Below are 19,600 nucleotides of genomic sequence, written 5' to 3'. Positions count from 1 at the left end.
TCAAAGCTTCACGGTATGCACAGCCTTGACCGCACTGCCTTGCAAGATGCGCGCGGTCACGGTTTGTACCACGACGAAAGGCGGCACGTCCACCACGCCTTCCACCCGCAGATAACGTTGAATCGAGACCCGTTGCGGGGCATCGGAATGGTCAAGGCTCCAGGGCTGGCCCTCCAGCAAGCCTCCAAGCTCGATTTCGATCACACCGTTGAAATCGGGTGCTGTCTTGGACGCCTGGATCAACAAGGCCTGCCATTTGAGCTGGCCTTCCGACAGCCGTTCAACCTGCAGGCTGCGAATGCTGAGCACCTCGCTTCCGGTGGAGGGAATCAGATTCTCGAAAAAGCCCAGGTCACTCCGCAAAGCGCGGTTGTCGGCCTCAAGCTGGCGGATCATCTGTGTCAGCCTTTCCTGGGCCGCCTTTTCGGTGGTCAGCAGGCTCTCGGAAATGTCGGCCACGGACTGCGCTCTTTCCAGATCGCTGCGCAAGGTTTGCACTTCGCTGCGTAGCGCTGCCAGTTCCTTTTTGGATTTGCGATCAAGGCCGGCAATGTCCTGCCCGAACTCGAAGGCCCACAGAGCCAGAGCCGCCGAGAACCCCAGCACCACCGCACCCAGCAACCAACGCAGGGGCCAGGGGAGCGCACTGCGTATCGCCACACGGGGGGCACTGACCGTCAATCTTCTGCGAAGCAGCCGAAACCGCATTCATTCACCTTTCCGCATTTGGGCAGACCACCGCTGGCTCCATCGGGCAAGCTGTTCTGCAAGTCCCCAAAACGCAAAAACCGCCCCAAGAAAGTTCTTGAAGGCGGTTTCTGTTGCAGCAACCAGGCGCTTTAGCGCTTGCTGAACTGCTTGCGACGGCGAGCAGAACGCAAGCCGACTTTCTTACGCTCGACCTCGCGTGCATCGCGGGTCACGTAGCCGGCTTGTGACAGGCCGGGCTTCAGGCTTGCGTCGTAGTCGATCAGGGCGCGGGTGATGCCATGACGCACCGCACCGGCTTGGCCGGACTCGCCACCACCATGAACGTTGACTTGCACGTCGAAGGTTTCGGCGTGGTTGGTCAGCATCAGGGGCTGCTTGGCGATCATGATGGAGGTCTCACGGCCGAAGTAGGCCTGAATGTCCTTGCCATTGACCGTGATCTTGCCAGAGCCTTTTTTCAGAAACACGCGGGCGACGCTCGATTTGCGACGGCCGGTGCCATTGTTCCATTCACCAATCATCTCAAGGCTCCTTTAGAGTTCCAGCACTTGCGGCTGTTGGGCGGTGTGGGGATGCTCTGCACCACCGTACACCTTGAGCTTCTTGATCATGGCGTAGCCCAGAGGACCCTTGGGCAGCATGCCCTTGACGGCCTTCTCGAGCGCGCGGCCTGGGTGCTTGGCCTGCATGTCGCGGAAGTTGGTGGCAGAGATACCGCCGGGGTAGCCCGAATGGCGGTAGTACACCTTGTCGAGGGCCTTGTTGCCCGTGACGCGGATTTTGGCTGCGTTGATGATGACGATGTAGTCACCGGTATCGACGTGAGGCGTGTAAATGGCCTTGTGTTTGCCGCGCAAACGGAGAGCAACTTCACTGGCTACTCGTCCGAGGACCTTGTCGGTCGCGTCAATCACAAACCACTCGTGCGTCACGTCAGCTGCTTTGGCGCTGAACGTTTTGGTCATGAGTTTCTCTTGAAGAGGTGGTTTGGCGGCTCTTTTCCACGGTCGGTCGTTCTCTGATGGAACGCTCTTAGGTGGGGTATGGATGCTTCGCCGCGGAGCCAGCAAATCGCTGCGAAGCCCTCGATTGTACGAAAGATTCCGCAACTGGCGCAAATATTGTTCGATTGTGGGGCGCCAAACGCTAACATGCGCGGATGTTCAGTTACCGACACGCCTTTCATGCAGGCAATCACGCCGATGTGCTCAAGCACACGGTTCTCATCGCCACTTTGCGTCATCTGATGCAAAAAGAGGCCGGCCTGACCATGGTGGACACCCACGCAGGGGCCGGCCTCTACCGCCTGGACGGCGATTACACCGAGACCGGCGGCGAGGCCAAGGACGGTGTGATCAAGCTGATGGGGGCGCTCAGGCCCGCAGAGGGAAAGGCCGTGTCGTCCACCCCTGCGCTCGACGACTACCTGGACCTGGTAGCCAGCTTCAATCCGTCGGGGGCGCTCAGGGTGTACCCGGGCTCGCCGTTTGTGATGCACCAACTGCTGCGCACGGAATCGCGCGACAAGCTCAAGCTTTTTGAACTGCACCCGACCGACAGCAGGACGTTGTCAGCCAACATTGCCCAGCTGGAGGCGGGTCGGCAAGTGGCCGTGGCGAGGGAAGACGGCTTTGAAGGCCTGAAGCCGCTCTTGCCCCCGCCACCTTCTGCCACCGGTTCCCGCCGCGCCATGGTGCTGATGGACCCCAGCTACGAGTTGAAGTCAGACTACGGCAAGGTGAGCGCCTGCATCCAGGAGCAGATCAAGCGCTTTCCCACCGGCACCTACCTCGTCTGGTACCCGGTCATTCCGCGACCGGAGGCCCACGACCTGCCCCGGCGGCTGAAGACCTTGTCCAACCAGGCCAAGCGGCCCTGGCTGCACGCCACGCTCGCCATTGGTCAGGATCCGACACATGGACCGGGCGACCGCCCGGGCCTGACGGCCAGCGGCATGTTCGTGGTCAACCCGCCACACACACTCAAGGCCTCATTGCAGGCCGCATTGCCAGTACTGCTTGATGTGCTGGGCCGCGGCAGGGGCAAGGCGCAGTCGCTCGACACCGGGGGCGGCTGAACCAGTGCAGTGGCTAGCCAGTGCCTCAGGGCTTGGCCAGGACCATCGTCCAGTACCGGCCATAGCGGCTGCCCGTCTGGTGCACACAGGATACGGCGACGTGGGTGTAGTTGGCATGCATGATGTTGGCGCAATGCCCGGGGCTGGACAACCAGGTCGCCATGACCGAACCCACTGACCCTTGGCCAGCGGCAATGTTCTCCGCGACAGCCGTCCAGGCATAGCCTTCCCTGCTGACCCGCTCACCCATGCTGCGACCGTCCCCGCTCGTGTGGGAAAAGTGGTTGTTCCGGGCCATGTCACTGGAGTGGCGGGCAGCCGCTGAGAAAAGGCGGGCATTCCAGCTCAGCGGCGCTGCGGCGGGCATGGCATTGGCACCACACGGACGAGCGGTGGCCCGGGCGGCGTTGATGTGCTGGAGCAGGTCCGCCTGAAAGCCGGGGATTCCACAACTTGTGCTGGCGTTCATGGCGACCAGCCCGGAAAAGGCCACGGGAGCCGCTGCCGGATGCCCCGCATCCCCGTCGCCGCCACTTGAAGAACCGCTGGACTCAGCCTCGCAGCCGCCGCCACAGGTGGCAAGGGCCGCAGCGAGCAGGAGCATGCCCTTGGCGATCCTCCAGACATCACTTGTGCGAGGTGCAGGGTATGGGTTCGTCGAAAGGATTGCTGACGGTGTCATCGTCAGCGACTGTACGTCCAGCCATGCGTGAGCAAAGGAGCAGATGCGAAAGCGTGTCATCCCTGCTGGCGTTCTGGAAAACCCTGACGCCGGTCAGCCAATTAACCGACCGATCGGTCGGTTAATTGGCTATACTGGCCCGGCCGGCGCAGAGCTGCTGGCAAAGGAGTCGCCGATGTACACCCAATCTTTCAACGTCCCAGACGAATCCGACGGCAAGTCCGGCGGATTGAAGGTCGTGCCCGACACCGCCAGCAAGGTGGACCCGACGCTGCAGGCCGGCTTCGATGCCGTGATCGACGCCGACGGCAAGATCGAGCCGCGCGACTGGATGCCAGACGCCTACCGCAAGACCCTGGTGCGCCAGATCAGCCAGCACGCGCACAGCGAGATCGTGGGTATGCTGCCCGAAGGCAACTGGATCTCTCGCGCACCCAGCCTCAAGCGCAAGGCCATCCTGGTGGCCAAGGTGCAGGACGAGGGCGGACACGGTCTTTACCTCTACAGCGCCGCCGAAACCCTGGGCACCAGCCGAGACCAGATGTTCGACGCGCTGCACAGCGGCAAGGCCAAATACAGCTCCATCTTCAACTACCCCACCTTGACCTGGGCCGATGTCGGCGTGATCGGCTGGCTGGTGGATGGCGCGGCGATCATGAACCAGATTCCGTTGTGCCGCTGCAGCTACGGCCCCTACGCCCGCGCCATGATTCGCGTCTGCAAGGAGGAAAGCTTCCACCAGCGCCAGGGCTACGAGGCCTTGCTGACCATGATGCAGGGCACCGACGAGCAAAAGGCCATGGTGCAGGACGCTGTGAACCGCTGGTGGTGGAAGTGCCTCGCCATGTTCGGTCCCCCAGACGCGGACAGCCCCAACAGCGTGCAAGGCATGCGCTGGGGCATCAAGCGCATCAGCAACGACGACCTGCGCCAGAAGTTCGTTGATGCCACGGTGCCGCAGGCCGATGTGCTGGGTGTGACCTTGCCCGACCCCGAGCTGAAGTGGAACGAAGCACGCGGTCACCACGACTATGGCCAGATCGACTGGGACGAGTTCTGGGCCGTGGTCAACGGTGACGGCCCTTGCAACAAGGAACGCCTGGCCACCCGGGTGAAAGCCTGGAACGACGGGGCCTGGGTGCGCGAAGCGGCGTTGGCTCACGCGAGCAAACAACAGGCACGCGCCATGAAGGAGGCGGCATGAACACCACTGCTCTAAAAGAATGGCCCCTCTGGGAAGTTTTTGTTCGCAGCAAGCAGGGCCTGGAACACAAGCACTGCGGCAGCCTGCACGCGAGCGACGCACCTCACGCGCTTCAGATGGCGCGTGACGTCTACACCCGTCGCCAGGAAGGCGTGAGCATCTGGGTCGTGCCGTCCAACAGCATCACGGCCAGTGAGCCCGACAGCAAGGACAGCTTCTTCGACCCGGCGGCCGACAAGGTGTACCGTCATCCGACCTTCTACGAAATCCCCGACAAAGTGGGGCACATGTGATGAGCGCCGTGCAGGACCGCTCCAAACCAGCGGGTGCCCCCTCGGGGGGCAGCGCACCACACGAAGTGGGAAGTGTGGGGGCCGTGCGTGCGGCTTCTACCCATGCACCGGTGGACTATTTGCTGCACCTGGCCGACAACGCCCTTGTGCTGGGTCAACGCAACGCCGAGTGGTGCGGCCACGGGCCCGTGCTCGAGGAAGACCTGGCTCTGGCGAACAACAGCCTTGATCTGCTGGGCCAGGCGCGCATGCTCTACCAGCACGCGGCCGCGCTCATCAACAACGACCCCGACTTGGCGAAGCGGTTCGAACAGCTGCAAGGCGCGCGCACCGATGGCAGCGTGACCGAGGACACACTGGCGTACTTCCGCGACACCGCCGAGTTCCGCAACCTCACGCTGCTGGAACTGCCGCACAGCGGCCCCCTGGCCGCCACGGCAGCGGGTGACCGCGACTACGCCACCACCATCACGCGCAACTTCCTCTACAGCGCACTCATGGTGCTGGTGTGGGATCGGCTACAGACTTCCGCCGATGCGCACCTGGCGGCGATTGCTGCCAAGTCACTGAAGGAAGTGCGCTACCACCTGCGGCACGCCAGCGACTGGCTGGTGCGCTTCGGCGACGGCACCGACGAATCGCACGCACGGGCCCAGGCCGCGCTGAACCACCTGCTGCCTTACTGTCAGGAGTTCTGGATCGGCAGCGACGCGGAGGCGCAGGCAGTGGCCAGCGGCACCGGCATCGACGTGGCCACCCTGCACCTGGAATGGGATGCGCTGGTCGACGACACCCTTCGAGCCGCTACGCTGGTTCGACCGCCGATGCGCGGCCACGTGCCGCAGGGAAAACGGGGCATGCATTCCGAGCACATGGATTTCCTGCTTGCCGAAATGCAAAGCCTTGCGCGCGCGCACCCGCAAGCGGTGTGGTGAAGGGTCAAGATGCCCGTGATCACTGACCACGACCATGAAGCCATCTGGGCTTCGCTGGCTGAGTTGGCAGATCCGGAAATTCCGGTGATCAGCCTGAGCGAGCTCGGCATCCTGCGTGAGGTGAGGACGGGGCCAGACGGCATGCCCGAAGTGGTGATCACCCCCACCTACAGCGGTTGCCCGGCCATGGGACAGATCGAAGACGACGTGCGAGCCGCACTGGCCCACGCCGGCATCAGCGCGCGCGTGGTCACCCAGCTCGCCCCAGCCTGGACCACCGACTGGATGAGCGAGGCCGCGCGCGAAAAGCTGCGTGCTTACGGCATTGCGCCGCCGCAGTGCGGCAGCAGCGACAACGAAGATACCCACGTCTTGAAGTTCTCGCGTCAGCCCGTGCAACGCGCGGCCGTACCCTGCCCGCAATGTGGCTCGAACCACACGACCGAAACATCACCTTTCGGCTCCACCGCCTGCAAATCCATGTACCGCTGCCTGGATTGCCTGGAACCCTTCGACTACTTCAAGCCCTATTGATGCCATGAATGCCGCCACCCGCTTCCACGAGTTGCCCATCGCCCGCATCAGCCCCGAAGCCGCGGGCGCAGTGGCCATCACCCTGGCCATCCCGCCCGAACAGCGCACCGCGTTCGCGTTCGAACCGGGCCAGTTTCTCACCGTGCGCGCCACCATCGGCGGACAGGATGTGCGGCGCAGCTATTCCATCAGCAGCCCGCGCAGCCTGCTCACGCAACGCGGTGAACTCACGCTGGGCATCCGCCCGGTGGAAGGTGGTGTGTTTTCCAACTGGGCCGCCAGCGAACTCCGGGCAGGTGACACGCTCAAGGTCATGCCCCCCGACGGCCGCTTCACGGTGCACAAACCGCGCGCGCTGCACCGCGTGGGCTTTGCAGCGGGTTCGGGCATCACGCCCATCCTCTCGCTCATGGCCAGCACGCTCGAAGAATCGCCCGACGCCAAATTCACCCTGGTGTACGGCAACCGCCGCATGGACAGCGTGATGTTCAACGAGGCGCTGCAGGACCTGAAAGACCGCTACGCCGGGCGCCTCACGCTGATCCACATCCTGTCGCGCCAGGCACAGGAGGTGCCCCTGCTCGAAGGGCGCATCGATGGGGACAAGGTGCGGGCGCTGACCGCCACGCTGCTGCCAGTGGCCAGCATGGACGAGGTCTTCATCTGTGGTCCGGAGGCCATGATCGAGGCCACTGAAGCGGCCTTGCTCGAGGCCGGTTTGCGGCCCGACCGGCTGCACACCGAGCGCTTCACGTCACCCACGCTGGAGGCGCTGCCAGCGGGCATTCGCAAGGCCGTGGTGCTGGGCCATCCAGCGCTCCCCACCGAAGGCGAAGTGGCGCTGACCATACTGCTCGACGGCAAGCCCCACGCAATGCGCATGAACAAGGACGAGCGGGTACTGGATGTCGCGCTCAACGCCGGGCTGGACCTGCCCTGGTCGTGCCGGGGCGGTGTGTGCTGCACCTGCCGCGCCAAGGTCATGGAGGGTTCGGTGCAGATGGAAAAGAACTTCACCCTGGAACCCTGGGAAACCGACAAGGGCTTTGTGCTCTCGTGCCAAGCCCGCCCCACGAGCGACCGCCTGGTGGTGAGCTACGACGAACGCTGACCACCAACAGGCTGGCCGTGTTCCCGGCCGGTCCCGACAAGTCCGGCGAAAAGGTTCAAGCCTGACAAAGGCCGATCAGACGATCGGCCTTTGTCGACGGCTTGCGTGTGAGCCTGACGCTCAGAAGCGGTAGCCCAGGCCCACCCCGAACAGCACCGGATCGACCTTGAACTTGCCGATCTCGCTGCCACCCGCGAGCACCTTCGTGCCCAGATACACCTTCTTCACATCCAGATTGAGGTAAAGATTCTTGGCCACCGGAATGTCCACACCGGCTTGCAGCGCAAGGCCAACGCTGTTGCGCTTGATGTCCACGCCGGCCGGGAGGTTCACCGAGCTGAAGCGCGTGTAATTGAGGCCGGCGCCCACGTAGGGCTTGAAGCCGGCCGCGTCAAAATGGTATTGCACGGTCAGCGTGGGCGGCAAGTGGCGCAGGCTGCCGATGCGGACGTCGCCAGCAGACAAAGTGTGCTTCTGGGGCACGGTGAGAATCAGTTCAGCCGCCAGGTTGGGGCTGAAAAAGTAGCTGAAATCCACCTCGGGCAGCCACTTGTTGTTGATGTTGAGCCCCAGGCCGGTGGTGTCCTTGTTGTCGCTGTCCAGATGAACGGCACGTGCTCGCATGAGCAAGGTGCCGGCCTGGAAGTCCTGCGCCAAAGCAGCGCCCGATCCGAGCAGCGTGATGGCGGCTATCGCAACGATATGCTTCTTCATGATCTTCTTTCGGTCCTCGATACGGGAATATCCCCGTGAGGGATTACAGAAGACGGGTCCGCCGCGTCGCTTGAGCAAAATCAATCGTTTTCAGCCTCAGGCGTGGCGGCTGGCGGCAAACGCCATGCGGCTTGACCTGGATCAAACAATCGACCAGCGACCGGTTCCGGCCACCTCGCAAAAGAAAGCTCACTCCCGGAGCAATTGCACGGAGACCACCCCGCTTCTGAGCATGCCCAGCGCCGAGGCCGCCGCATGGCTGAGGTCAATGACCCGCTTCGGACTGAATGGTCCGCGATCGTTGATACGCACCACCACCTCCCGGCCGTTGTTGACATTGCGCACGCGCACCCGCGTACCAAACGGCAGCGTCTTGTGCGCGGCCGTCAGTTCTCGCATGTCAAAGGACTCGCCGCTGGCTGTGCGCCGCCCGTGGAAGCGCTCCCCGTACCAGGAGGCCAGGCCCTGGTCGATCACCTGCGCATCTGGAGCGCCACCGGACTGCATCAGCTCGACAGGATCCAAAGTGACAGGTGCAGACGGAGACGCACAGCCTCCGAGCCACAAGCCCAGGGACAGCATCAGCAAGAGCAACGGCCGGGCCACGGGTCTCGAAGGTTTCAGGTGGGGGCGGTCGAAGGTCAATTCGGCAGGAGCGTCAATCACGGTGGTCATTATGTCCGGCAGGAGGCACACAGCCCTCCCAACGGCCATTCAGTTGCAAGAATCAGCCCCGCTTTTACCAGACCCCGCCGGACGCTTCAATGCCGGTCTGTGGCTGGCGCAAAAGCCCGGCTCCATTCGGGCCAGGCCTGGACCCAGCAACAGTGGTGGTCAAAGTCCTTCTCCCTGTGGATATTGATCCCAGCCGAAGACGCTGCGGTCAACGGCCGCTGCGCCTGTAGGAATCCGTCGATCAGGGTGGGCGGCACGGTCCGGTCTCTGCCGCCGACGAAATGCCACTGGGGCAGCCCGGCCAGTCGCGGCGCAATGTCGCGCGGATCAAGAGAACCACTGAGAGCGGACAGGCGTTGGCTTCGCGTCCAGGCCTGCACATCCAGCACGCCTGCCATCGTCACCAGCCCCACCACGTCGTGCCGGCGGACAGCCAGCAGCGCGGCAATGGCCGCCCCACCGGAGTAGCCCACCAGCACCAGACGACGCGCACCCTGCCTCTTCTGAAGCTGGTCCAGCGCCTGATCCATGGCCGCCACCAACTCGGGAGCGAACCGGTGGCTGGTCCAGTACCGCGGATGGCAGTTGCGGAAGTCGGTGCCAAGGGTGTACTGACAGGGCCGGGCCAGGTACACGGCCGACGCACCGGCATCGGCCATCGCCAGGCGCAAGCCCACCGGGTCTGCCGGGGTGGGCGCAAACGAAGGCGTCTGGCGATCCCTCCAGGCAAGGCCGTCGCCTTCGATGTAGACGTGCAGTTGCGCTGTGGCGCCGGGACGACGAGGGACAAAGGCCTGAATGGCAAAGTCGGACGTCCGCAAGACAAGGGGCTGCCAGTCACGAGCCGCCGCAAGCTCAAAGACGCGCGCCCCGCGTTCGAGCGGCGAGGTCGAGCAGCCGCTCAAGGTGGCCGCCAGGAGCATTGCCCCGAAGACCCGCACAAGGGCCACAAGGGCCACCCGGCAGCGCTGCGTCAAAAGCTCCAGCTGAGGCGCACGGTCGCTCGCTGGTCGCGCAGGCCCTTGCGCAGCGCAAGGTCGTAGCGAGCGATCACTTCCATGCCCTCAGTGGGGCGGTAGCGAAGCCCCACGCCCAGCTCGGCCACCGTTCTTGAATGAGGCAATCCCACGGTGGTGAAGGCCGCGCCACCCCCGGTGAAACGCGCCGTGACAGCGTTGTGCTGGCTGCTCAGGTCGTAGCCCAGGGCGGCACGTGCCAGCCACTGACTCTGCGAACCCAGGTCTCCTTGAATCTGTGCGCCGAACTTGAGGATGGCCTCTTCGGCCTTCTGGGATTGTGTCTGCAGACTCAGCGCGCCGGCTCCGGTTTCGGTGTAGGCCTCGCTCTTGAAGCGCCGCCAGTCCAGTGACGCCATCGGCTTGAACGTCATGTTCGGAGCCACCGCGACACTCCGGCTGATGCCCACGCCCACATGCCATGCATCGGCGTCGTACTTACCCTCAGCCGTTCGACCGATGAAGCCCAGATGCCGCTGCGATTCGACGCGGCTGCGCGTGTAATCGCCCTGCCAGTTCAACTGCCAGCCGGCTTCATTCAGCGTGTGATGCCCGTAGCCTGCCAATTGCACACCATCAATGTCGCTGCTGTGGCTTGCTGCAAAGTCCTGGCCGTCCACCTTGCTCTGCAGGTAGCCCAACCCGAAGCCCAGTGTGGAGCGGGCATTCAGATCGGACTGCACACCACCCATGAGGCCATACGAGGCCACCTTGAACCCGCTGACACTGCCCACTGCATCCTGATGGACCCAGTTACCCACCGGTTTGATCCACAGGCCACGCCCACCGGCCTCCGATCCACCCGACTGTCCCAGTTCGGCCCGCTGCTCAATGAGCGAACCCGAACTGGCACTGTGAGCCAGGCCAGCGAGCGCCGCGTTGCCATGCATGGACGGCATCAGCTGGCCCACGGCGAGCGCCACCGTGCGGTTGCTGGGCAGCTTGCCCAATGCGGTCACGACGTTGTCGAAATCAGAGCCGGTGGCACCGCCCCGGATGTATCCATCGAGCACCTGCGCGACCGGCACGCCGTTGAGCAGGCCATGCTGGATGACGGCAGGCACGATGCCTTGCGCCAAACCGAGCACCTCCACCTCGGGTGCAGGTGCGGGAGCTGGTGTGGGACCTGGCGTGGGTGCGGGTGCGGGCGCTGGCGTGGGGGACCCAGCCGCCACAACCTCCAGGTCGACGGCGTTGCCATTGGTTGCGGACTCGAAATTGAACAGGGCACTGTTGTCAGTGACGTTGTTGGCGGGAGCGTTGTTGGTCACGCCATCGCCTGAAACGATCACCCCACTCAATGTGTGGCCAACGGCCAGTGTATTGGTAGCATTCACATCCACATCAAACTGCGCGGAACCCGACAGCTGCACGCTGCCGCTCACGTTTAAACGTCCATAACTGGCGTCGCTGCTCGCACCGATACGCAACACCCCGCTCTGGGAATAGTGGCCCGTGATGTTCGCCACGGTACCCTCTGGCACCTCCAGCGTGCCCGCATTCCTGAACGCAGCCGCATCGCTGCTGTCGACCGACAATGTGTGCGCCGAAGCACCAATGCGCAACCTGCCGCCGTTGTGAATGACGAAAGTATGCGAATGGAAAGTGTTGCTCGTGGTGAAGACCGCACCGCTTCGCACGTTCACCGAACCATCGCCTGCGCCCACTGCACCTGAAGCGCGATTGATCACAGGCCCCGTGATGCTCGACGAGGTACCCTCGATGTTGAGTGTGGTGTACAAGGTGTGGATGCCACCATCGATCAGGCCGGCATTGTTGATGGTGGCCAACCTGCTGTCCGCATCGTGGCTCAGGATGGCGAAGCCACCCGATCCCGTGATCTCCCCGCCTGCGGCATTGTCGATGACGCCGATCTCGCCACGGTTGATGATGCCCACGCCAGCGCTGATCACACCAGCGTTGTCGATGCGATTGATTTGCCCTTCGTTAACGATCGCATTGTTTGAGGACTCGATGCGTCCTGTGTTGTCCAGTTGGCCGATATGCCCGGCGTTGGAAATCGCTGGGCCAAAACTGAATATCTGCGCATGGGTGCCGTGGTTGTTGAACTGTGAGATCGATCCTCCGGCATCATTGAGCACCCCGGCCACATTGCCACGTATCTCGCCATGGTTGCTGAGGTCGTCAATGCTCCCCTCGTTGTAGACGCCACGATCGAAGACGTTAATGGATCCCTCATTGGATACTTCAACGTCATTGATGGAGGGCTGCACCACCACGCCGTCGGTGGTCGATGAGAGGACACCGGAGCCGGTGATCGCCAATTCATCACCTGACTCAAGTTGGCACACCCCATCTCTGGCATCGTTCACCACAATGGGGCCCGTTCCAAGACAAGTGCCCGTGCCCGCCAGCGCGAATCCATGGGACATCACGAATAGGCCCGACAGCGCCACTCGCCTCAAGTCCAAGGCGCCACGGCTCTGACGCGCAACCGAATCAGCATGGGAGAAACTCTGTTCATCGCAGGCAATATAGGTCAGGGGCGATCGATAGGGATTCATGCGTAGAGCACCTTCAAGTCAGCTTGTGAGAAACGAGGGATGGTTGACCGCCCCGAAACCAGGGCCAGACAACTGAGAGACAGAAGAGTGGAGACGCCGAATACCTTCGTGTGCCAATCGCTCACGAGATACGGTCTCGAACAGATTCAAAACCACTCTCTTCCATCTCAAATACAGCTAGATTTTCTTACAAGCCGCCAGATAACCATGTGCAATTTGTCACAAAGTCTTTAGGAGGGCGGTGCAACAGCCCGCAGAACATCGCCTCTTCCCGAAAGAGGGGGAGATCCGGCTGTCCGTCCTGCGTTCGCGCAAGGACACCCGGCGGCCTGGGCTGGCGCCCAGGTACCGTGAAAACTGAAACGGGAGCCCCCGCCCCGTTTCTTCTGCGATTCAGTTCGGCTCGCTGGATGGCGCCAGCGCCAGCCGCCGCACGATTTCCATCGTGGCCATGCTCTGGTTCATTGTGTAGAAGTGCAGCCCCGGCACGCCTGCGTTGCGCAATTGGTCGCACAGGTCGGTCACCACATCCAGACCAAAAGCCTTGATGGACGCCGTGTCGTCGCCAAAGGCCTGCAGGCGCAGGCGGATCCAGCGCGGAATCTCGGCGCCACAGGCATCGGAGAAGCGCATCAGCTGGGTGGAGCTGGTGATGGGCATGATGCCGGGCACCACTGGAACGTCCACACCCAGCTTGTGCAAGTCGTCGACATAGCGAAAGTAGGCGTCGCTGTTGAAGAAGTACTGCGTGATGCCGGAGTTGGCCCCAGCTTTCACCTTGGCAGCAAAGGCGTCCAGGTCGGCCAGGGGCGACTTCGCCTGCGGGTGTGTTTCGGGGTAAGCCGCCACCTCGATGTGGAAATGGTCGCCGGTCTCGGCACGCACAAAGGCCACCAGGTCACTGGCGTAGCGAAACTCGCCACCCACACCGTAGCCACTGGGCAGGTCCCCCCGCAGGGCAACGATGCGGCGAATGTCGGCGGCGCGGTAGGCCGCCAGGCGCTCACGGATGCTCTCGCGGGACTGACCAATGCAGCTCAGGTGCGGCGCGGCCGGGCAACCTTCGCGCATGATCTCGGTCACGGCCTGCAGCGTGCCTTCTTGCGTGGAACCACCAGCGCCGAATGTGACGGAGCAGAACTCCGGCTTCAGCGCATAAAGTTGCTGGCGCACCGCACGCAGCTTCTCGGCGCCTTCGGGCGTCTTGGTGGGAAAAAATTCCAGACTGATCGGAAGACTCATGGTCCCCTCCTCGATTCATCAATGGCATACACAAAAAATTCCCGATTCCCGTCACCCCCGGTGATCGGGCTTTCGAAATAGTCGAGCAGCGCGAGGCCGTTGTCGGCGCAGGCTGCCGTGATGCGGGTTTGCACGGCAGCGTAGCTCGCCGGATCGCGCACCAGACCGCCTTTGCCAATGTGTTCCGGCTGCAGCTCGAACTGCGGCTTGACCAGCATCAACAGATGCCCGCCGGGCCGAAGCAGAGGCACGAGCGCGGGCCACACCAGCGTCTGCGAGATGAACGACAAGTCGCCCACCACCAGATCAAATGGTGGCTTCGCCTTTTGCCCACCCGTATGCTGAAGCAGATCGGCACTCAGCTCGCGAGCGTTGCATTTTTCAATGCACACCACGCGCCCATCGCCGCGCAGACGCGGATGCAGCTGCCCTTGACCTACATCGACGCCCACTACCGCTGCAGCACCTCGCTGCAACAGACAGTCGGTGAAGCCACCCGTGCTCTGCCCCACATCCAGACAACGCAGCCCGGCCACGTCCAGCGACACATGGTCCAGCGCGCCGGCCAGCTTGAGGCCGCCTCGCGAGACATAGCGCGCTTCAGCGTCGTCAGCCAGTTGCAGCTCCACCGTCTCGCGAAGCTCTTCGCCGTTCTTGGCAACGGCTTTCCAAGCGCCGCCAGGCAGGCGCCAGCTCACACCGGAAGCGATGAGCCGCTGAGCCTGCGATCGCGAAACCGCCAGCCCCCGCTCAACAAGAAGTTGGTCAGCACGCATGTGAAGGACAGTCGCCAATCAAACCAAATAACCGGCGAGAAACGAGCGGTCCGAAGGCCGCTCGAATCCAGGACGCCGCGGAACCGGCTCCGCCGGGCCGCCAGCGTCGCCCCCTGGGGGGTGACGCCGAAGGCGGCGCGGGGGGGGGGTCAATATCGATACGTGTCGGGCTTGTACGGGCCTTGCTTCGGCACACCGATGTACGCTGCCTGCTCATCGCTCAGTTCGCTCAGCATCGCGCCGACCTTTTTCAGGTGCAGGCGGGCGACCTTTTCGTCCAGGTGCTTGGGCAGCACGTAGACCTTGCCCACGTCGTAGCCTTCTGAATGGCAGAACAGTTCGATCTGCGCAATCGTCTGGTTGGCGAACGACGACGACATCACGAAGCTGGGGTGACCGGTGCCGCAGCCCAGATTCACCAGCCGGCCCTTGGCCAGCAGAATGATCTTCTTGCCGTCCGGGAAGATCACGTGATCGACCTGGGGCTTGATCTCTTCCCACTGGCACTTCTCTTCCAGCTTGGCGACCTGGATCTCGTTGTCGAAGTGGCCGATGTTGCAGACGATGGCCTGGTCCTTCATGGCGGCCATGTGTTCATACGTGATCACGTCGCGGTTGCCGGTGGTGGTCACAAAGATGTCGGCCTTGTCGGCGGCGTACTCCATGGTCACGACCTTGTAGCCTTCCATCGCGGCCTGCAGGGCGTTGATGGGATCGATCTCGGTCACCCACACCTGGGCGCTCAGGGCGCGCAGGGCCTGGGCCGAACCCTTGCCCACGTCGCCGTAGCCGGCCACGCAGGCGACCTTGCCAGCGATCATCACATCGGTGGCGCGCTTGATGCCGTCCACCAGACTCTCACGGCAACCGTAAAGGTTGTCGAACTTGCTCTTGGTGACCGAGTCGTTGACGTTGATGGCGCGGAACATCAGCGTGCCCCTGACGGACATTTCCTTCAGGCGGTGCACGCCGGTGGTGGTCTCTTCCGTCACACCGATGATCTGGGCGCTTTTGCGGCTGTACCAGGTGCTGTCTTCGGTGAGTTTGGCCTTGATCGCGGCGAACAGGATGCGCTCTTCGTCGCTGCCGGGGTTGGCCAGCACGGACGGGTTGGTCTCTGCCTGCTTGCCCAGGTGCATGAGCAGCGTGGCGTCGCCACCGTCGTCCAGAATCATGTTCGGGCCTTCGCCTTCGCTGCCCTTGGGGCCGAAGTCGAAGATGCGGTGGGTGTAGTCCCAGTAGTCAACCAGGGTCTCGCCCTTGACGGCGAACACCGGTGTGCCGGCCGCAGCGATGGCGGCGGCAGCGTGGTCTTGTGTAGAAAAGATGTTGCACGACGCCCAGCGCACTTCGGCGCCCAGGGCCTGCAGGGTTTCGATCAGCACGGCCGTCTGGATCGTCATGTGCAACGAGCCGGTGATGCGCGCGCCCTTGAGCGATTGTTTGGGTGCAAATTCTTCGCGGATGGCCATGAGACCCGGCATTTCGGTCTCGGCGATCTTGATTTCTTTGCGGCCCCAGTCGGCCAGGCTGATGTCTGCAATGACGCAGTCGGTGTTGACGGGGGAATTCAGTCGTGCATTCATGGTTCGCTCCAATAAAAGAAGAAAACCACAGCCCAAGGCGAAAAAAAACTCATCGCACGGGATGTGGATGAGCGTCGTTGCATGGATGGTCCGAGCCTCACGCCCTGTGTGACAACAGTCAGGGGCGCTGCAACGCTCCTCGGATGGCGCGATTCTACCCCGGCAACGCTAGCCGTGTCATGCCCCCTGAGGCACGCGACTGCGCGGTTTCACACGCCTGTGCGACACTGCGCGGGCCCAATCCTTCGCATCCATGACGCCTCTTTCAGAATGGCCCGCCACGGCCCGCGCTTGCATCCACGGGGTGCTGACCGACATCGACGACACGCTCACTTGTGACGGTGACATCACATCCGAAGCGCTGTGCGCCCTGCACCGCCTGCGCCACGCTGGTCTGCCTGTGCTGGCCATCACCGGCCGGCCGGCTGGCTGGAGCGAGGCCTTCGCGCTGGCGTGGCCAGTGCACGCGATCGTGGCCGAAAACGGCGCTGTGGCGCTGTGGCGCGGTGATGATGGACAACTGTGTCGCGACCATCTTCAGGACGCGGCCACCCGCGCCGCCAACTTTGCCAAACTTCAGGCGGTGGCCCGGCGCATCCTCAGCGACATGCCGCAGACCCGCCTGGCCACCGACAGCCCGGGGCGCGAAACGGACATCGCCATCGACCACAGCGAATTTGCTCATCTGAATGAGGCCGAGATTGCGCAGGTGGTGAATCTCATGCGCAGCGAAGGGCTCAACGCCACCGTCAGTTCCATCCACATCAACGGCTGGATCGGCAACCACGACAAACTCGCGGGCGCCCGGTGGATCGTGCGCAGCCGCCTCAGGCGCGATCTCGATCTGGAGCTCGGCCGATGGGTGTATGTGGGCGACTCCACCAACGATGCGCGCATGTTCGGCCATTTTGAACACAGCGTGGGCGTGGCCAACGTCGCGCGCTTCTGGCACTTGCTGAGCCACCACCCCAGATACGTGACGCCAAGCGAACGCGGTGCCGGCTTTGCCGAGGTGGTTGACGCCCTTCTGGAAGCGCAACCAGGCGTGCGCGCCTGAAGACGCGCAGGCTTCAGCACCCTCCCTCGCCCGGACATGACCGAGCACCCCTTGCCACCTTCTCACGGACAGGCCGTCAGTGGCGTCGGCCCAGCATCGGGCATGCCTCCGAGGGCGTCCTTGGGCCTGGTCGCGATCTTCGGTTCCACCTTCTTTCAGCTGGTGGGCTATTTCATGTTGATGCCCTTGCTGCTGCTGCGACTCAAGGGTGATGGGGTGTCCACCGCGCTGGCCGGTGTGTTCGTGGCCACGGGCTGGCTGGGCGTGTTCGTGATGACGCCTTTTGCCTCAGCCATCACACAACGCCTGGGCCGTCGCCCTTCGCTGTGGTTGGCGGCTTTCGTGCCTGTGCTGGCCATCTGTGGCTTTTTATTCAGCGACCTGCTGTGGTTGTGGTTTCTGTGTGTGCTGATCGAGGGCATGGCCGCCGGACTGCGCTGGGTGCTGGCCGAAGCGGTGGTGGCCGAGTTCTCACCCCCCACCCGACGCGGGCGCAACGTGGGCATATTCGAAACCATGGTGGGCACCACGTTCGTCATCGGTCCGGCGCTGCTGGCCTGGACGGGAGCACAGAGTGAGCTCGCGCTGTGGATCGCCCTGGCGCTGACGGTGATGGGTCTGATCTGGAGCCTGCTGATTCCCCGCATGCCCGATGCCGCCGATGCCCACAGTGCCAAGGTGGGCCTGTCCGGCGTCTGGCACGCGCTGCGCATGCACCCGCAGATCATGGCCGTGGGTTTTGTGGGCGGCTTTTTCGAAAGCGGCCTGACCTCCATCCTGCCCCTCTACGGCCTGGCGCTGGGCCTGGGTGCCACGGCAGCGGCCTTGCTGGTGTCCGCCAGCGGATTGGGCAGCGCGCTCATGATGCTGCCGGCCGGCATGTTGGCCGACCGCATGGCCCACCATCCCAAACAGCGCTGGGGCAGCGAGCGCGAGACACGCACAAGGCTCATGCGAGTCTGCGCCTGGATCACCTTCGGGGCCACGCTGGTGATTCCCTTTGTGTCAGGCACCCCTTGGCTGGCGGCGCCGGTGGCGTTCCTCTGGGGCGGTGCGGGTGGTTGTCTGTACACGCTCGCCATGATCGACATCGGCTCACGCGAAGAAGGTGTCACCCTGGTGAACAGCACGGCGGTGCTGGTGTTGTCGTACACGCTGGGCGGTGTGCTGGCGCCCGCGCTGGGCGCTGCCGCACTGCAGTGGTTTCCCACCTTGGGCTTTCCGGCCGTGCTGCTTCTGGTGGCCGGTGTGGGTGTGTGGCTGCTGCGGCGCGCACCTTAAGCGCGGTCGAACAACCGGTCGGCCACGCCGCCGCCGATCCACATGCCGGCCAGCGAGAGCCAGGCGGTGACGGCAAAGATGGCGCCCCCCGTCATGCCCGCACCCACGGCGCAGCCGCCAGCCAGCATCGAGCCAAAGCCCATGAGCGCCGCGCCAGCGATGTAACGCGGCATGCTGTACCCGGGGCCAAAGCCTTCGAGCTTCCAGTCGCGCCCCACCAAGGCGCCGAGCAGCGAACCCAGGAACACGCCGGGCATCAGGCCCAAGCCAAAGGTCCAGGGTCCGTCGGGCAGGCTGAGCACGCGCATCAGCCATTCGGCCGAGGGCCCACTGAAGGTCAGCCCCTGGATCTGCACCACCTCAAAAGAATGTGACATCACCTGATAGGTGGCCGCCCAGGCCAGCGCCACCATCAAACCGGTGCCCAGGCCGCCGGCCCACTTCCAGAAGCTCCAGCCGCTGCGAAACGCGAAAAACAGGGCGGTGACCAGCCACACGCCGCCGAATGCCAGCCCGTCCCAGGGGCCTGCACCCAGCACGGCCAGCAGGTTGCGCGAAGGGCCCCCTTCCACGGTCCACCAGCCCGCGATGGCCTCGCGCCAAGGCGCGAGCACGCCGGCCAGCGAGGCCTGTGCCGCCACCGCAAACACCAGGCCCGACAGCAGCGCGCGCAAGTTGCCGTTGGCCGAGAGCACCAGCAGCCGGCTGGCGCAGCCCCGCGTCATGACCATGCCCACACCGAAGATCAGACCGCCCACCAGTGCCCCTGAAAGGCTGCCGCGCGCGGCCAGCTGGCGCGCGGTGCTCACGTCCAGGCCACCCGCCACGACCAGCAGTTGCACACCCACCACGGCGCTTGAGAAGGCCAGCAACCACACCGCCAGCTTGTCGCCGAAGCGGCCATGCCAGAACTCGATGACCGCCCCCCGCAGGCAGAAGCGCGAGCGCTGCGCAAAGAAGCCGAATCCCAGCCCCAGCAGCAGACCAAAGGCCGCCAGCAGCCTCGCCTCGCCCCAGTGCTCCAACCACGCCGTCCAGTCCATGGACCTCTCCAAATCATTTCATCATTAAGCACTTATATTAAGAAAGGGGTGCCTCTGGCAGGTTGATCTGGCGCAAGCCTGCCGCAGATGCGGGAGACCGTTAAGCTCAGGACATCCCTCCGCCCACCCTTGAAAGGA

The 19,600-nt window shown here is 63.6% G+C and carries 20 protein-coding genes and 1 riboswitch; of the genes, 8 read left to right on the top strand and 12 right to left on the bottom strand.

Annotation, left to right across the window (positions count from 1 at the left end; all coding sequences use genetic code 11):
• The 3 genes from J2W49_RS21905 to rplM form a co-directional block, all read right to left on the bottom strand.
• Complete coding sequence (locus tag J2W49_RS21905; RefSeq protein WP_310321141.1) at positions 1-708, bottom strand: DUF6776 family protein; 708 nt, start codon at positions 706-708, stop codon at positions 1-3.
• A 131-nt stretch (positions 709-839) separates the two neighbouring features.
• Entirely contained in the window at positions 840-1,232 is a 393-nt protein-coding gene (rpsI, locus tag J2W49_RS21900; RefSeq protein ID WP_304912872.1) for a 30S ribosomal protein S9, read from the bottom strand.
• A gap of 12 nt (positions 1,233-1,244) precedes the next feature.
• Positions 1,245-1,676: a 50S ribosomal protein L13 gene (rplM, locus tag J2W49_RS21895; protein WP_304912871.1), complete on the bottom strand. Its 432-nt coding sequence runs from the start codon at positions 1,674-1,676 to the stop codon at positions 1,245-1,247.
• Positions 1,677-1,870: 194 nt separating this feature from the next.
• On the opposite strand from rplM, the gene J2W49_RS21890 reads away from it, so the two are divergent.
• The gene (locus J2W49_RS21890) at positions 1,871-2,788 is read left to right on the top strand and encodes a 23S rRNA (adenine(2030)-N(6))-methyltransferase RlmJ (RefSeq protein WP_310321138.1); all 918 of its coding nucleotides are present in this window, start codon (positions 1,871-1,873) and stop codon (positions 2,786-2,788) included.
• Positions 2,789-2,813: 25 nt separating this feature from the next.
• Here the strand turns inward: J2W49_RS21890 and J2W49_RS21885 are convergent, their stop codons facing one another.
• Entirely contained in the window at positions 2,814-3,392 is a 579-nt protein-coding gene (locus J2W49_RS21885) for a CAP domain-containing protein (RefSeq protein WP_310321136.1), read from the bottom strand.
• Between the two features lie 253 nt (positions 3,393-3,645).
• Between J2W49_RS21885 and paaA the strand changes: the two genes are divergently transcribed.
• From paaA to J2W49_RS21860, 5 genes are read left to right on the top strand one after another with little or no spacing between them, the layout of a single operon-like run.
• On the top strand, positions 3,646-4,674 hold the full coding sequence (gene paaA, locus J2W49_RS21880) for a 1,2-phenylacetyl-CoA epoxidase subunit PaaA (protein WP_310321133.1): 1,029 nt from the start codon (positions 3,646-3,648) through the stop codon (positions 4,672-4,674).
• Positions 4,671-4,967: a 1,2-phenylacetyl-CoA epoxidase subunit PaaB gene (paaB, locus tag J2W49_RS21875; protein WP_310321130.1), complete on the top strand. Its 297-nt coding sequence runs from the start codon at positions 4,671-4,673 to the stop codon at positions 4,965-4,967. The genes paaA and paaB overlap by 4 nt, the downstream gene beginning before the upstream one ends.
• The gene (gene paaC / locus J2W49_RS21870; RefSeq protein WP_310321127.1) at positions 4,967-5,902 is read left to right on the top strand and encodes a 1,2-phenylacetyl-CoA epoxidase subunit PaaC; all 936 of its coding nucleotides are present in this window, start codon (positions 4,967-4,969) and stop codon (positions 5,900-5,902) included. The genes paaB and paaC overlap by 1 nt, the downstream gene beginning before the upstream one ends.
• A 9-nt stretch (positions 5,903-5,911) precedes the next feature.
• The gene (gene paaD / locus J2W49_RS21865) at positions 5,912-6,436 is read left to right on the top strand and encodes a 1,2-phenylacetyl-CoA epoxidase subunit PaaD (RefSeq protein WP_310321124.1); all 525 of its coding nucleotides are present in this window, start codon (positions 5,912-5,914) and stop codon (positions 6,434-6,436) included.
• A gap of 4 nt (positions 6,437-6,440) precedes the next feature.
• Complete coding sequence (locus J2W49_RS21860) at positions 6,441-7,547, top strand: 2Fe-2S iron-sulfur cluster-binding protein (RefSeq protein ID WP_310321121.1); 1,107 nt, start codon at positions 6,441-6,443, stop codon at positions 7,545-7,547.
• Positions 7,548-7,667: 120 nt separating this feature from the next.
• Here J2W49_RS21860 and J2W49_RS21855 read toward each other — a convergent pair whose 3' ends face one another.
• From J2W49_RS21855 to ahcY, 7 genes are all read right to left on the bottom strand, one after another.
• Positions 7,668-8,261 carry an OmpW/AlkL family protein gene (locus J2W49_RS21855; protein ID WP_310321116.1) on the bottom strand — a complete coding sequence of 198 codons (594 nt, stop codon included), beginning with the start codon at positions 8,259-8,261 and terminating at the stop codon, positions 7,668-7,670.
• A gap of 189 nt (positions 8,262-8,450) precedes the next feature.
• Positions 8,451-8,927, bottom strand: coding sequence for a septal ring lytic transglycosylase RlpA family protein (locus J2W49_RS21850; protein ID WP_310321113.1), 477 nt, complete (start codon positions 8,925-8,927; stop codon positions 8,451-8,453).
• Positions 8,928-9,022: 95 nt separating this feature from the next.
• Positions 9,023-9,757 carry an alpha/beta hydrolase gene (locus J2W49_RS21845; protein ID WP_310321111.1) on the bottom strand — a complete coding sequence of 245 codons (735 nt, stop codon included), beginning with the start codon at positions 9,755-9,757 and terminating at the stop codon, positions 9,023-9,025.
• Between the two features lie 152 nt (positions 9,758-9,909).
• Positions 9,910-12,237, bottom strand: coding sequence for an autotransporter family protein (locus J2W49_RS21840; protein ID WP_310321108.1), 2,328 nt, complete (start codon positions 12,235-12,237; stop codon positions 9,910-9,912).
• A 633-nt stretch (positions 12,238-12,870) separates the two neighbouring features.
• The gene (gene metF, locus J2W49_RS21835) at positions 12,871-13,719 is read right to left on the bottom strand and encodes a methylenetetrahydrofolate reductase [NAD(P)H] (RefSeq protein ID WP_310321106.1); all 849 of its coding nucleotides are present in this window, start codon (positions 13,717-13,719) and stop codon (positions 12,871-12,873) included.
• Positions 13,716-14,495 carry a TlyA family RNA methyltransferase gene (locus tag J2W49_RS21830; protein ID WP_310321103.1) on the bottom strand — a complete coding sequence of 260 codons (780 nt, stop codon included), beginning with the start codon at positions 14,493-14,495 and terminating at the stop codon, positions 13,716-13,718. Before J2W49_RS21830 ends, metF begins: the two co-directional genes overlap by 4 nt.
• A gap of 149 nt (positions 14,496-14,644) precedes the next feature.
• Positions 14,645-16,081: an adenosylhomocysteinase gene (gene ahcY, locus J2W49_RS21825; RefSeq protein WP_310321100.1), complete on the bottom strand. Its 1,437-nt coding sequence runs from the start codon at positions 16,079-16,081 to the stop codon at positions 14,645-14,647.
• A gap of 62 nt (positions 16,082-16,143) precedes the next feature.
• Positions 16,144-16,228: riboswitch (S-adenosyl-L-homocysteine riboswitch) on the bottom strand.
• Positions 16,229-16,334: 106 nt separating this feature from the next.
• Here ahcY and J2W49_RS21820 point away from each other — a divergent pair.
• A complete protein-coding gene (locus J2W49_RS21820; protein WP_310321097.1) occupies positions 16,335-17,138 on the top strand; it encodes an HAD family hydrolase in 804 nt (267 codons plus the stop codon).
• 36 nt (positions 17,139-17,174) lie between these two features.
• A complete protein-coding gene (locus J2W49_RS21815) occupies positions 17,175-18,419 on the top strand; it encodes an MFS transporter (RefSeq protein WP_310321095.1) in 1,245 nt (414 codons plus the stop codon).
• Here the strand turns inward: J2W49_RS21815 and J2W49_RS21810 are convergent.
• A complete protein-coding gene (locus J2W49_RS21810) occupies positions 18,416-19,462 on the bottom strand; it encodes a YeeE/YedE family protein (protein ID WP_310321093.1) in 1,047 nt (348 codons plus the stop codon). The genes J2W49_RS21815 and J2W49_RS21810 overlap by 4 nt on opposite strands.
• Positions 19,463-19,600 lie beyond the last annotated feature (138 nt).

The organism is Hydrogenophaga palleronii, from assembly GCF_031457455.1.
Taxonomy (GTDB): Bacteria; Pseudomonadota; Gammaproteobacteria; order Burkholderiales; family Burkholderiaceae_C; genus Hydrogenophaga; species Hydrogenophaga palleronii_A.
Note: the sequence above shows the minus strand (reverse complement) of the source record. Positions and strands in the feature narration are given on the sequence as shown.